At 52.9% G+C, this 13,615-nt stretch carries 11 protein-coding genes; all 11 read right to left on the bottom strand.

Annotated features, from left to right (window positions below):
- Positions 1 to 128 precede the first annotated feature (128 nt).
- Positions 129 to 455 carry a hypothetical protein gene (locus LI015_RS21005; RefSeq protein ID WP_002564372.1) on the bottom strand — a complete coding sequence of 109 codons (327 nt, stop codon included), beginning with the start codon at positions 453 to 455 and terminating at the stop codon, positions 129 to 131.
- Positions 456 to 637: 182 nt separating this feature from the next.
- Positions 638 to 1,471, bottom strand: coding sequence for an MBL fold metallo-hydrolase (locus LI015_RS21010; protein ID WP_002564373.1), 834 nt, complete (start codon positions 1,469 to 1,471; stop codon positions 638 to 640).
- Positions 1,472 to 1,717: 246 nt separating this feature from the next.
- On the bottom strand, positions 1,718 to 4,018 hold the full coding sequence (locus LI015_RS21015; protein WP_227126295.1) for a FecR domain-containing protein: 2,301 nt from the start codon (positions 4,016 to 4,018) through the stop codon (positions 1,718 to 1,720).
- 21 nt (positions 4,019 to 4,039) lie between these two features.
- Entirely contained in the window at positions 4,040 to 5,887 is a 1,848-nt protein-coding gene (locus LI015_RS21020; protein WP_117626962.1) for a CHASE2 domain-containing protein, read from the bottom strand.
- A gap of 22 nt (positions 5,888 to 5,909) precedes the next feature.
- Positions 5,910 to 6,899, bottom strand: a complete 990-nt coding sequence (locus tag LI015_RS21025) for a hypothetical protein (RefSeq protein ID WP_002564376.1) — start codon at positions 6,897 to 6,899, stop codon at positions 5,910 to 5,912.
- On the bottom strand, positions 6,900 to 7,784 hold the full coding sequence (locus LI015_RS21030; protein WP_117626963.1) for a CPBP family intramembrane glutamic endopeptidase: 885 nt from the start codon (positions 7,782 to 7,784) through the stop codon (positions 6,900 to 6,902).
- Positions 7,785 to 7,798: 14 nt separating this feature from the next.
- Positions 7,799 to 8,071: an STAS domain-containing protein gene (locus LI015_RS21035; RefSeq protein WP_002564378.1), complete on the bottom strand. Its 273-nt coding sequence runs from the start codon at positions 8,069 to 8,071 to the stop codon at positions 7,799 to 7,801.
- A gap of 37 nt (positions 8,072 to 8,108) precedes the next feature.
- Positions 8,109 to 8,516, bottom strand: a complete 408-nt coding sequence (locus tag LI015_RS21040; protein WP_002564379.1) for an ATP-binding protein — start codon at positions 8,514 to 8,516, stop codon at positions 8,109 to 8,111.
- The gene (locus LI015_RS21045; RefSeq protein ID WP_227126297.1) at positions 8,517 to 9,725 is read right to left on the bottom strand and encodes a SpoIIE family protein phosphatase; all 1,209 of its coding nucleotides are present in this window, start codon (positions 9,723 to 9,725) and stop codon (positions 8,517 to 8,519) included.
- 23 nt (positions 9,726 to 9,748) lie between these two features.
- Complete coding sequence (locus LI015_RS21050; protein WP_227126298.1) at positions 9,749 to 10,534, bottom strand: hypothetical protein; 786 nt, start codon at positions 10,532 to 10,534, stop codon at positions 9,749 to 9,751.
- A 39-nt stretch (positions 10,535 to 10,573) separates the two neighbouring features.
- Complete coding sequence (locus tag LI015_RS21055; protein ID WP_227126300.1) at positions 10,574 to 13,615, bottom strand: hypothetical protein; 3,042 nt, start codon at positions 13,613 to 13,615, stop codon at positions 10,574 to 10,576.

A 13,615-nucleotide genomic window follows, 5' to 3' on the forward strand; every position in this document is an offset into this window, starting at 1 on the left:
GGCGGATTCCGGACTTTCACCAGTTAGAGACGTGCGCCGCCGGGCGCACTGAAAAGCGAACGGGGTAATGCCGTAATGGCACTGCCCCGTTTGTTCTATATAAGATATGTCCCCAAATTTTCCCCTTCTCACATTCCCAATATGGAATCCGTATCAGGGCGGATGATATTCCAGGCGGAAACCAGTGCCTCTTTCAGCTTTACCTCACCTGCAAACTCTTTTTGTCTCTTTAAAGCATATGCTGTCTTTTCTTCCGGGGACAGTATATAGTACTCACTGTCGTCCCGGTATGTATCGCTCAAAAAGATATAGTTTCTCGAAGGCGGCCTCCGGTAGGCAATATCGGCTATAGACCATTGTACATGATATCCCTCGCTGTACACCTCATTATAATCTACAAAAATAATGATGTCCTCCTTCTTGTCGGTCTGGTACTTTAACGCCTCTATTCTCATAAATCCCACCCTTCCTTGCAGCAGCCGGCCCTTGCTCATCCATTGCCCGTGCAGATGTATTAATTAAAATCTACCATATCACCCGGGATTTTTCAATACAATTTACAAGGTTAGGATTAAAGTTACAGAAAACGGTTATTCTCTGCGGCTCCGGTCTATAGTACAGCTGTATTATCAGACCTTTACAGCCAGACCGTCATACCTTCACGTACATATTCGCAGTTAGGATTGCAAAGTGTGGCCTGCCTTTCCAGACAGAACAAGGTACTGCTGTCCGCTTCCCAGTCAAAATGAGTAAGCCAGATCCGTTTCGCGCTGCTGGCTTCTGCCAGCTTAAGAGCAGCTTCCCATGTGGAATGTCCCCATCCCTTGTGGAAGATATAGTCTTCCGGTGAGTACTGGACATCACAAATCAGAAGTCCGGCATTCTCAGCATAGTTTGACAGCACATCCGTCATCTCCTGGTTTAATTCACAGTCAAGTCCATAGAATACCATGGTTTCTTCTAGCTGTATCCGGTACAGCACCGTCTGGTCCGGGTGGTTGGAACGGATGGGGAGAATCTGTACGGACTGCGGCAGTGGCAATGACAGGATTTTCCCGGCCTCCACTTCATAGTACTCAATGGACGCACTGCATTGGCTGAGGGAAACAGGCCAATAAGGAGGCCCTATAAACAGGTTCAGCTGCTGCTTTAAGGAACGGCCGTTGCGGCTCTCTCCATAAAAACAGATGCGGCGTCCAGTCTGAAATAGTGGCTTAAACAGCGGAATTCCTATAATATGATCCAAATGAAGGTGACTTATAAAAATATGGATATCCCTCTTGTCATCCGGATTTTTCATCATCTCCCGGCCCAGTGCCGCCAGCCCTGTGCCGCCGTCCAGAACCAGAAGCATCTGCCCTGTCTCTATGGTGAAGCAGGAGGTGTTTCCCCCATATTCCATCTGCTCTGTGTAGGGAGCCGGGCCGGATCCCCGGCTCCCCCAGCAGGTGACTTTTATATTATTATTCATTTTACCTACTCCGTATTGTCATTAATGTCCGGCTTCCGGTATTTCTTCCATAGATTCCTTATCCCGGCAGATTTCCATACTCTTCCGGTTTACCTGTTGCAGGCTGGTTTTGCCCTTTTCCGGAATTCCTTCTACTGGCCGGTTTGCGCCTTCTTCAGAACTTCCTTCTTCCGGCTGGTTTCTGCCTTCTTCCGGACTTCCTTCCTCTGGCTGGTTTGCGCCTTCTTCCGGACCTCCTTCTTCCGGCTAGTTTGCGCCTTCTTCCGGACTTCCTTCTTCCGGCTGGTTTGCACCTTCTTCCGGACTTCCTTCCTCCGGCCGGTTTCCGCTTTCTTCCGGACTTCCTTCCTCCGGCCGGTTTCCGCCTTCTTCCGGACTTCCTTCCTCCGGCCGGTTTCCGCCTTCTTCCGGTTCTCCTTCTTCCGTCCGGTTTCCGCCCGCTTCCGAACTTCCTTCCTCCGGCTGGCTTCCGCCCTCTTCCGGTCCTCCTTCCTCCGGCCGGTTTCCGCCCTCATCTGGTTCTCCTTCTTCCGGCTGGTTTCCGCCCGCTTCCGGTTCTCCTTCTTCCGGCCTGTTTTCGCCCTCTTCCGGTTCTCCTTCTTCCGGCCGGTTTCCGCCCGCTTCCGGACTTCCTTCCTCCGGCTGGTTTCCGCCCTCTTCCGGTTCTCCTTCCTCCGGCAAATTCTCTCCCTCCTGTAGCTCTTTCTCTTCCTCATTCACATCCGGCAGTTTTTCAGCATCTGCCTGAAGAGGGATAGAAGTATGCACCTCTGCCTGTTTTTTTTGTTCCTGGACAATACCAGTTAAAACCCAGCCCGTCTCTGTCTCTTCGCTCTCAAACATGGACTCTGTCAACTCTTCAATTTTATATTCCTCTCCATCCATTTCTAAAATACCTGTGCCGGTTATAAAAGGAATCCCATCATCTGACCTTTCCAAGATACCGCTTTGTACATTCAGCTTATAATTTTCTGCAAAGATTACCCCTTTGACCCCACGTTCAGCCAAAACCTTTCCTCCCTCCAGGTTCAGCTCTTCATATGTTATATTCTCTCCATCTTGTTTCTTTACTGCGGTAATCCCCCCGCCGTAAAATCCCCCTGTTACCAGAATACTGCTGTCTTCCAGTGAAAGCATCCCTTCCACACACAGGTTATCGCCAAATTCCCCGTCAGCGTTTCTGACTGTCAAATCACCATGAAACAATGTAGTTCCGGTACCGAAATCAAAGGCTGCATTATCAATAACAGCTTTTCTCTCCACCTCAAGCCGGCCCTGTCCGATAGTTTGGAAGCTGCCGCCTTCCTGCATAAAGGAACCATTTGCCGCCACTCTCCCTTTATTATTCAGTGTTCCGCTTCCCACATAATCTCCTTTAATATCCAGGGTATTCATACTGGTATTCGTTACAGTTCCTCTGTTTTCCAGGTTTCCGTCCACAATCAAAGTTCCGTCCACCTGCAATGCTGCCGACGTTCCCACCACCAGCCCCATTCCCCCGGCTAATTCCAGCCGGCTGCCTGCCGGTACGGTCAGGCTGTTATCAATGATAAGGGGATTGCTGTCCGCAGCGCTGTGAAGAACCACATCAGATGTCCGCAGCTTTTCCTCTATGGTTTCCGGGCTCACCGGCATAGTAAGCTCCACCGTAGGTCTGCCCGGCTGTGTGCCGGTTCCGGAATCAGAACCGGAATCCCCTCCGTTAAAAAGAGGGGTGTGAATATCCTTCCCGCCAGGCTTAGAACCTGATGTTCCCTGCCCTTTCTCTGCCCATTGGGAGTTTTTATCCTCTTCTTCCCTTAAAAGCCGCTCCGCGTTTTCAATCATCCAGTCCACATCCCAGCCTGCTTCTCTCAGCCTTCTGGCAAGCTCCTCATTCTCATGGATTTCCCAAAGCACATAAGGGGCAATGTCTGTTTCCGTAAGGGGAAGCGTCTGTATCTCTCCCTTCCGCTCCATGCGGTCAGGACCGATAATAAGTGCCTGCCGGCCCTTCTCTATGTACTGCCCATTCCGGTCACCCTCCACAGGATTCACCGGTCTTACAAGAACCTGCCCCTCCAGGACGCAGACGCGGCTCGTATTGCTGTCAACCACTTCCGCGTATACTACCGTTCCCCGGATTCCGGTTATCATGGTAGAGGTGCGGATGGATAGGGACTCCTCCCCCTTAAGAGGCGCGGTTACATCACAGAGAAGGCTTCCTTCTGACAGAAGCAGCTCCAGCTGCTTTCCTTTCTTCCGGATCTCTCCTTTGCTCAGTTCATCCATCTTCACGGCCTTTACGTCATCCAGGGCAAGGCCTGCGTAGCTTGCAGCCTCTGTTTCCAGGTAATATCCGCTCTGAAGCCGCATGTTATCAAAGGCCGCAACCGCCTTTCCTCCTTTTCCCGACACATTTACCGTGCCCTCTCTGGAAGAAAGACGCATGGTTGCCCCGCTTACAGAGGTGTCGGCTGCCGCAGGAAACACATTTCCTGCCAGCAGACAGCAGGACACCGCAAAAGCAGCCCCGCATCGTATCAGATTTCTCCCGCGCTCTCTCATATACCATCACCTTTCCAATACTTAATCCGCCTTCTTACCCTCTGACACCGGCATTCTGCCGGAGCTTCCTTCCGCAAGCCCTTCCAGCTCCAGCACCTGAAATTCCCCTGCTTTTCCCTTCAGCCGGATGCTACCTATGGCCTTTGCATTAATCCTTCCCTCCAGCGCATTTGCAACAGCTGCGGATATGTAAATCTTTCCCCCGGGGGCATTGGACTCCAGCCTGGAAGCCGTGTTTACCGTATCCCCGATGGCAGTATAGTCCATTCGGTCAGGCGCCCCCACATTTCCCACCACAGCGGGACCTGTGTGGATTCCGGTTCCAAAGGTAAGCCTGCGCCCGAAACGCGCCTCCAGCTGATCCCCCAGGCGGTCCGCCTCTTTTGCCATATCCAGAGCAGCCAGGACAGCCTTCATCACATAATCCTCCTGTGCCAGGGGCGCGCCCCAGAAGGCCATGGCCGCGTCCCCAATAAACTTGTCCAGGGTTCCTCCATGGTTCTTGATGGAGGATGAAACCAGGGTAAGATAACTGTTTAATACCTCCACCACTTGTCCCGGTTCCAACGCCTCAGACATGGAGGTGAATCCCCTGATGTCCACAAACAGCACAGCCAGCTGTGTAAGCTTTCCGCCCAGCTCCAGAGACTGGGTTCCCTGCCTCAGTATCTCATCCACAATCTCCGGTGCTGCATAACGTTTGAAGGTGGCCGTCACCCGCTGTTTCTCCAGGACAGCCTTTCCATAATGGATCATCACCGACGCCCCGAAAAAAAGGGTCAATCCCAGGGGAATCCAAAGAATACGCAGGACCATTCCTTTCTCATAGGCAGCCTTGGCAATGATTACATATGCGAAAGAGCCTGCCAGCCACACTGCCCCTCCCCCTGCCAGCCGGCTGCTCTTAAACCACGCGCCGGCTGCCGCCAGCACCAGGAACAGAACCGCCAGCTGGATGCCAGCGCCTGGTTCCTCCTTATAATCACCCTCCAGAAGCGCATGTATGGCATTGGCCTGTATCTCCACGCCGTACATGGGGTCTCCCCTGTCTGCGGAGGTAATATACTGGTCTCCCAGCCCTGCGGCATAAGGCCCTATGAGCACAATCCGATCTGCAAAATATTCAGGCGGAATATTCTCTTCCAAAAGATCCACTATAGAAATGAACTCACTGTAATCCTCCGGCAGCCCGGAATAATTCAAATACCAGAAGCCCCTGGAATCCACAGGCGGAAGACCGGCCTCCCGGCCTCCTTCCTGTTGTATATACTTCCTTGCTATGGTCAGGGCAAAGGATGGAAATACGCGCCCGTCCGGCAGCCCAAGCTCCAGCAGCTGGTGGCGCAGGATGCCGTCCTTATCATACATTGCATTGATATGTCCCTGGGCGGTCACGTCCCTCAGGGCTTTGTAAGGTTCATCAAAGGACTTCACGGTAAAATCATCCAGATAAAAGGTGCCGTCCGCCGCTGTAACCAGAGAGGAACCAAAGGTTCCCGCTGCTGCGGTGACCACATTTTCCCCGGTCCCCGCAGCCTCTGCCAGAAGTAAATCCCCTTCTGTCCCGGTTTCTCCTGCCAGAAGTACATCCAGCCCGATAACCGCAGGACGGATATCCCCCTGGTTCAGATAGGAAACCGTCTGTGCCAGTATCCGCCGGTCCCAGGTGCCAAAAGGCCCCAGCGCTTCAAGGGATCTCTGGTCAATACCCACAATGGCGATTCTGCCGTCTGTCCCCCGCCGCTCCTGATACAGCGCGTCTGACAGACGGTTATCCATCTCATAGAACAATCCGGACGCGGCCGCTATGGTAAATATCCCGGCACATAACCCCCAGGGCAGGTACGCCTTTATCAATTTTTTATCCATACTGCCTCCCATCTATTCCCTGTTATCTGGGCAGCACAAACACCTTTCTCAAAAAACTGTCGCACAGGTAAATATGATCCCCCATCACCATCATCCCCTCCGGGGACGCGATGGTCAGATCCGGGTCCGCCGCATCGGCGGCCGGTAGGGTGGAAACATTGTCCCCCCATATCTTCCGTACCACACTGTTGCCTGTATCCGACACATAGAGGGCGCCGTCCTCCGCCGCGGTAATTCTCTGAGGTCCTGAAAACATGGCCTGCGACACAGGGCCGTCCGCAAATCCGTCCTCTCCTGTTCCCGCGCTCCAGACCACGGCTCCGTCCATAGCCTTCACAATCCGGTTGTTGCCTGTGTCCGCCACATACAGCGCACCTTCATAAAAGCATATGCCTGTTGGCGCGGACAGGCCCCGCAGATAGGTATCCACCTTCCCGGACAGGGACAGGCTGCGGACTACGTCATTATCCGTGTCTGCAATATAAAGTATTCCGTCAGGTCCCGCAGCCAGGCCCGTTGGGGCGGCAAACAATGCTTTTGAGGCCAGATTATCCTCATAACCTGCTTTTCCGGTTCCCGCCGCGGTCATGGCGCCCTCCGGGGAAATATAGCGCACTACATGATTGCTCCTGTCCGACAGAGCATATCCATCCAGATAAGGAATCATATCCCAGGGCTCGCCGATAAGCATTTCCCCAAGGCTTCCGTCCCTGTAGCCGCCACGGGGTTCCCCATACTTCCCGGCAGCTCCCTTCTGCCCCGCATAGATACTGCGGCCTTCCTCTGTCACCTGCCAGATTACCTTGTTAAATCCATCCGCCGCCAGAAAACATCCCTCCCGGCCCTGTACCATGACCCGGGGTGAGAAGCCATCCCCTGTATTATCAAAAAAGGGAGCGGCACCCGACAGACTCACCCCCAGAATGCATCCGGAACATACCAATGACAGGACAAAGCCCAGCGCCTTCGTCCCACAGCCGGTCATTCCATGTCTTTTCCAGATAGTTTTCATTTACCTCTCTCCCTTTCTTTTTATCCGAGGAAAATATTCCGCCAGCTGTCTTATATCCAAAGGATACTGCCGGAGACAAAGCACAGCCACTGAGATTCCGATTACTCCATAAACCCCAATCAGTGCCGGGGATGCGAAAAGGACCATGGAAATCTGCTGGCTCTCATTGGCAAACCACACCGGCAGCGTCATTATGTTATAACCCATATGAAGAGCCACCGCATAAATAATATTGTCCTCCACAATGGACACATGGGCCAGCAGCAGACCCATAAAAAGTCCGTACGCAACCCACAGGGGAGTTACATGGCAGGCCGCGAAAATGCCGGTACAGAGCAGCACTGCAAACGTCTGGCTCTCAAACCTGCGCAGGAAGCGGTTCAGCACATATCCCCTGAATATCAGTTCCTCCACCAAAGGCGCAAGAAACATAACCGACAGGATAGCCAAAATCTTATCTACCTTACCGAACACTTCATAGGTCATCTCGTGATAAGGGCCTATAAGAAAGTCGGGAAAGGGAATCACCGTAAGGGCGGCGGACATAAAAAGGTTAAGTCCTGCCCCGGCTCCCATAAGCAGGAGAAGCTTTTTTGCGTTTACCCCTCTCCAGTAAAGAGTGGTTTCATCCCAGATGGACACTCCCCGCTTTCTGCATTTCCTCCGCATCAGATAAAATACAAGAATCAGGCCCAGAGTCCTGTAAAACTGGCCGCTGCGCCACAGGAAAAACTCTATATGCTCCTTAAGCCCGGCGATAAAAAGCCCGAAAGCAGAGATAGCGGGAGGCAGTAAGAGATAAAGGAGCAGTGGCCTTATCCCGTAGACAAAGTCTCCTATCCATTTCCACACCCTTTGCTGCCAGGTCAAAGTTTTGTTATCCATTCCCGTCTCCCCTGTCACTCAAACGATAGTACGCCTACAAATCCCGTCACCTCAAAAATTTCCTTCATCTGAGGCCGGACATTCTTAAGCACCATGGTTTTCCCCGATGCGTTTATCTTTTTTTGAATGGAAGCAAATACCCGCAGTCCAACGGAGCTCATATAAATCGTATCCTCCATATTGACCACAATCTCTTTTTCCTCTGTTTCCAGCACGGATTTAAGGGCCTTTTCCAATTCAGGAGCCTGAGCCACGCTGATTTTAACTGCTGTCTTAACCTCTGTCATATAACTTACCTCGATTCTGCCGCAGAAGGGCATATAATTATGGGCGTATGCATATCTTCAGCCGGAGAATATTGCACCCGTCCCTGTACTGGTACTCAACGCTGTCCGCAAACTGCCTCACCATATAGATTCCCAATCCCCCCACAGGGCGTTCCTCCAGGGGAAGCTGTAAATCCGGCGCCTCCCGGTCAAGAGGATTAAAAGAAATACCTTTGTCCTCCACCTCTAACACCAGCTCCCCACCCTCCAGTCCGCAGTATACCCGCACCGGTCCGGGCTCTCCCCCATAGGCGTAGCTGGCAATATTAGTGAACAGCTCTTCCAGGGCGATTTCCAGATGAAGCGCTGTTTTCTTTGGACAGTTTACTTCTTCCAGATACTCACGGAGCGCCTCCAGCACCCCATCCATATATTCCATTCCGGCCGGCACCTGCTTCTCCAGCATTTATCTCTCATTCCCTTCTTTCCGGCATAATGCCCTGACACACAGCATGGTAATGTCATCCGTCTGCACAGCCCCTTTTTTAACCGAGAAATCCTTCACTGCCATGGATATGCGGCTGATAATCCCTTTTGGGTCCTCCTCCGGAGCGCAGCGGTCCAGCACCGCCTTCAGGCGCTGTTCCCCAAACATTTCTTCTTCGGGATTTTCAGCTTCCGTAACCCCGTCTGTATAAAGAAAAATGGTTCCCTGTTTTCCCAGCTCCATTTTTTGTTCCCTGTACTTCATATCCTCCCACAGGCCCAGTACAAAGTCCGAATGGCAGGCCGCCTGGTGAAACGGTCCCTGCTCCGAAGATACATATGGATGGTTATGTCCGGCATTTACAAAGGTGAGAATACCTTGCTCCGTGTCCAGCATTCCAATGAAAGCAGTGACAAACATTTCCTCCGGGTTATCTTCACAGAGCCGGTTGTTTACCCGGAATGCCAGCTCCTCCAAAGGCATATCCAGCATAGCGTAGTTTTTAATATGTGTTTTAGCCATGGTCATAAATAGGGCAGCAGGGACTCCTTTGCCCGACACGTCCGCTATGACAATACAGGCTTTCCCGGGAGCAGCCGGGAATATGTCATAAAAGTCACCGCCCACCTCCTTGGCGGGTTCCATTAAAGCCCAGGCCCGAAGACCCAGCTGTTCTTCCAGCCCCCCAAAGTCTCTGCGAAGAAGTCCAGTCTGTATCCTGGCGGCAATATCCAGCTCAGAGTGGAGGCGCGCCTGCTCCCGGACAAGACTGGTGGTCTTTTTGTAGACCACATTCAGCAGTTCTCCATACAGCCTGCGGTTACTTCCGGCCGCCTCCTCAAACTGGACTCTGGAAAGGCGGGCCGCCCGGACCCGGGTGATTGCCCGCACCGTGGCGCCTCTGGGCTCGTCCCGTATTAAGGCCATTTCCCCTACAATACTACCCGGCCCCATAAGAGTGTTAATCTCCTCTCCATGGCAATCTAACACCTGGGCGCTGCCCTCCATAAGGATGTACATTCCATCCTCCCCCGCCTGCCCCCAGGTCACTATATCCCGGCCCGGGGGGAAGTCAAGCTCCTCCATGGCGGAGAGCAGGAGGCAGCTTCCCTCCGGCAGGTTTCCCTTCTCATCTGCGGGAAACAGTTCCCTCACTTCCTTCAGGGCCAGCAATCTGTCTATATCCATCTTCTGCACTCCCTTCAGCAATACTAGCCCGAGGGCCGGAGATAATACCGCCCGTAACCTTGTCCTGCCTCATATATCACGCTGCAGTCTCCCACAGATGTAATTGCGGCTCTGGATATGTTCCAGCTATTGTCCCCCTGCCAGCTGCTGTATACAGCTTCCTCCAGCTGGTCGGGGGTGGAGCTGACAGTGGTCAGCATGGCCTTAAAGACTTCATAATCCAGCGCCTCTCCAAGGGATTGTGTCTCGCTGTTTCTGTCCAGTAGAATAAAGATATCCAGTCTGTAGCCTCCGGTTGTACTATCCTTATAAAGGCCCATGTACCTTGCGTCATCCTTGGTAGACTTGACAGCTGACTTATACTCAATTGCCGTACTGTCAATCAACAGCTTCCTTTTCCCGCCGGAATCCGCACTTATCTTCCCTGCGGCTCCATTGAGGGCGGCTTGTGCGCCGCCCCATCCGTCTCCCAGGCTGATGCTGTTCTGGAATCCGGCCGGCAGAGGGAATTCCTGCCCCAGAAGCTCCCTCTTTGCCTCATACCAAGCCCCGTCTGCGTCTACCCTGAAACCATCCGGGGTTATCTCGTTCATGGCGCAGTGGCCGTCCTCATAGAGGTAGTAATGTTTTCCCCCCACCTCAATCCATCCGGTGCACATGGTTCCTCCTTCATCATAATAATACCAGCGTCCATCCTGCTCCTGCCGCCAATCCCCGGAAGTTCCCGGCGCAGCCATGGAAGTGACTGCGGCGGCGGCCGTCAGCAGCACTGTAAGGCAGAAACCTGCCGTCAACTTTCCTGCTTTCATCCTATTACCTCCTCTGATGGTTATTACCCGCTCCAGTTCCTACTTGGCCGGCTTTTTATTATCCTGACGGTGGCTGCCTATGCCGCTCTCCTTCTGGAAGGACCGGCTGCTTTCTTTGTGGAAGGGGCTTAAATCATGCCTTTCCCAGGAGCTCTGGGGTTTTGCAGTTGCCCCGGCTGCCTTGGCTTCCTTCTCTGAAAGTTCAAGCTCCACGAAAGTCACTTCCGTTTTGCCTTTGGCTCCGCCGGATTTCTCCGGCCCGGCCTTCTCTGCCTCAGCCTTCTCCGTCCCGCTCTTCTCTGCCTCAGTCTTCTCCGCCCCGGCCTTCTCCGGCCCGCTATTTTCCTTCTCAGTCTTCTCTGCCCCGGCCTTCTCCGGCCCGCTCTTTTCCTTCTCAGCCTTCTCTGCCCCGGCCTTCTCCGCCTCAGCCTTCTCTGCCCCGGCCTTCTCCGGCCCGCTCTTCTCCGCCTCAGCCTTCATATTCTTCACCGGCTCTTTTTTTACAAGCTCTTTCAGGTCATCCATCAGAAGCTGGCGCATTTCCCACTGGGCGCTGAAGCTCTCCGCATACTCCACGCCTTTAACTGCCGCCTTGGCACAGGCAGGATCTGTCTTTAACGCCTCCTCATAAGCAATACTGATTCCGATTCCCTTGGCATTGCTGCCTGCCAGTGAAACGGTTCCTGCCTTGGCTCCCGCTATGGCTTCCATGGCTGTGCGTCCTTCTGCCAATGTCTGCTTGGCCTTGTCACTCAGGCCGCTGGTATCAATGGGTATACTGTCCATATAACGGAGCGTCATAGCAGCCTGCTCCTTAGCCCAGTACGGCTTTGTCTCATCAATGGTAGACAGATCCTGAGCTCTGAAATTCTTAACCATTTCCCTCCGGTCCAAATACTGTATCTCCGGGCCGTATTTTGCGTCCAGCTCGCCAATCCGCGCCAGCGCCTCCTCTTTTGTGGCAGGAGGAATATAATCCGGGTGCAGCAGTTCCGCCTGATTGAACTTTTTAATCTGAGGCGTGCGGTCTTCCCCGTTCATCTCCTTAAGCTGGTTCAGCCTTGCCTCCTCCATGGCCCGCTCCTGCAGCAGTTCCTGGGGAACTGGTGTGAGCCCTTCCTCCAGAACCTGAAGCCTCTTTTCCTTTTCCTCAATCTGTTCCGGAGACATTTCACCGCAGGGATGGCTGTTCAGCGTATCTTCACATTGTTCCAGATGTGCCTGAGCCCCCTTCTTAAACTCCTCCAGGGTGTCCCCAATCACTTTCTCCCTTTCCTCAGGTGTTTTCGCATCTAAAAGCCTGTTCACTGCCTCCAGCCTGTATTCATTCTTCTTCTGCCCCTGATCCAGAGAGGCGTTAAGCCTGTCCCTTCGGGCTTCCAGCTTCTCCTGGCTTAAATCCCTGGCAGTACGTATTTCATCAAGTTTGTAATACCCCGGTAAAAAGTCATTGTCGTAAGAATTTCCAAGTTTTTCCTTCTGCTCCGGCCCATAATCCGGTATAATCGGATCCATGACTTCCCGTATATCTACCTCCAGCAAATTGCCGTTATCCATAACAGCCTTCGTGGTGTCCAGCTTGCTTTTTGCCTTGTTAAATCTTTCCCGGGCTCCCTCATATACCTTTCTTCGCTCCAGTTCCCGGCTTATATTCCCGATCTCTTCATAGCTGGAAAAATTCTGTTTTTCAATGTCCCCAATCCTGCCTTCGATTCCCCGCAGCTTTTCCTCCTGTCTCTGTATCTGGGGCGTTACCGGTTTGGGGGACATCCCCAGATTCTCCATGAGATATTGTTTGGACTCTCTGGCCTCCAGTCTGGAAGCAATGCTGTTTGTAATCAGTCCAGTGCGTTCCTCCATCTGCCTGTCTTCCCGGTTTTTCCTGTCAACATTATCTGCTTTTGTCCGTATCTTTCCGGGCCCCCAGTCAAACAGGCGCCTGAATCCGCTGTGCTCACTGCGCTTTTCCATCTGGTCGTAGGCGTGAAGATCCGCCTCCAGCGTATGGGTGACAGCCTGCATCCTTCCCCTGGCTCCCAGCCCTAAGGTGACGGCATCCACACGCTGTCCGTCCATAATGGCGCCCATGACCTCCGCCTTTATCATTTTGTTCTGTTCCCACTCCGAAAGATTGGCATATTTATTGCCATAGCGCTCTCTGGCTGACAGACCGTCCACATGGATTAAATCCAGGGCGTCAACCCCCATCTCATTCATTGTGGTAGCCGGAAGCCCGGAGCGGTAAAGGGTTGCCAGGGATGTGTCAAATGCTGCCGCCGCATTGGTTTTCATCTGATTGGTCAGATTTCCCGCTGCCAGCTGCCTGGACAATCCATATATATTGCCGTTCTCCGGCCCCAGAGAGAAATTTAACCGGTTCTCCCCTGTACGTCCGCCCTGCAACCGGTCCATGGAATTTCTGTAAAGATTTACAGCAAGATCCGCCGCCACATATTCGCCGTCCCCGGCCATCGGCGCCACGTTCCCCCGGTGCAGCCGCTCATTAAAGCCGTTGTTCCTCAACATATTGTCCGTATATGAAATTAAGCCGTTCATCATAGCCGTGCGCCTGGCCTCAAATTCCGCCCGCTTCCTTGAATCCGAACCGTACCGCTCCTGCGCATAACCGGGATTCTCCTTCAGCTTTACACTTAGTGCCTGCTCCCGGCGAAAGGCGCCTATAAGGCTCATAAAATCTTTTTCACTGCCGGTAAGCCCTCCCGGCTCCCTGGGGCCGGTGTCCGTGCCCTTGAGGCAGGACAGATCCAGGCTGGCGGGATTAAAGCTGTCATCCCTGTCATAGATATCATCCAGGCATTTTTTACGAAGCTGCGGATCTCCGCTGGTGTAGTCTCTAACGAAGTGGCGCACATATTCCTTCTGCTCTTTCTCCGATTTCTCCGGAGACAGGTTCATCATCTCCACGAAATCCCGGTGATCCAGTTTTTCCTCACCCTTGTAGTTTTTGAATTCCTCCACCGCGTAATCATTTATTCTGGTTCTTAGCTCGCCCATCTGCGTCAGGGCCTGAATCAATTCAGGTGAAAACTGTACAATCTTAAATCCGTTGTCTGCTGCCAT

Source organism: Enterocloster sp. 210928-DFI.2.20 (assembly GCF_020554465.1).
GTDB lineage: Bacteria > Bacillota > Clostridia > Lachnospirales > Lachnospiraceae > Enterocloster > Enterocloster bolteae.

Excerpts from the sequence above, each read along its gene's own strand:
- LI015_RS21050 (WP_227126298.1), bottom strand. The coding sequence starts at position 10,534 with ATGAAAGCAGGAAAGTTGACGGCAGGTTTCTGCCTTACAGTGCTGCTG.
- LI015_RS21030 (WP_117626963.1), bottom strand. The coding sequence starts at position 7,784 with ATGGATAACAAAACTTTGACCTGGCAGCAAAGGGTGTGGAAATGGATA.
- LI015_RS21020 (WP_117626962.1), bottom strand. The coding sequence starts at position 5,887 with ATGGATAAAAAATTGATAAAGGCGTACCTGCCCTGGGGGTTATGTGCC.
- LI015_RS21025 (WP_002564376.1), bottom strand. The coding sequence starts at position 6,899 with ATGAAAACTATCTGGAAAAGACATGGAATGACCGGCTGTGGGACGAAG.
- LI015_RS21035 (WP_002564378.1), bottom strand. The coding sequence starts at position 8,071 with ATGACAGAGGTTAAGACAGCAGTTAAAATCAGCGTGGCTCAGGCTCCT.
- LI015_RS21045 (WP_227126297.1), bottom strand. The coding sequence starts at position 9,725 with ATGGATATAGACAGATTGCTGGCCCTGAAGGAAGTGAGGGAACTGTTT.
- LI015_RS21005 (WP_002564372.1), bottom strand. The coding sequence starts at position 455 with ATGAGAATAGAGGCGTTAAAGTACCAGACCGACAAGAAGGAGGACATC.
- LI015_RS21010 (WP_002564373.1), bottom strand. The coding sequence starts at position 1,471 with ATGAATAATAATATAAAAGTCACCTGCTGGGGGAGCCGGGGATCCGGC.
- LI015_RS21040 (WP_002564379.1), bottom strand. The coding sequence starts at position 8,516 with ATGCTGGAGAAGCAGGTGCCGGCCGGAATGGAATATATGGATGGGGTG.
- LI015_RS21015 (WP_227126295.1), bottom strand. The coding sequence starts at position 4,018 with ATGAGAGAGCGCGGGAGAAATCTGATACGATGCGGGGCTGCTTTTGCG.
- LI015_RS21055 (WP_227126300.1), bottom strand. The coding sequence starts at position 13,615 with ATGGCAGCAGACAACGGATTTAAGATTGTACAGTTTTCACCTGAATTG.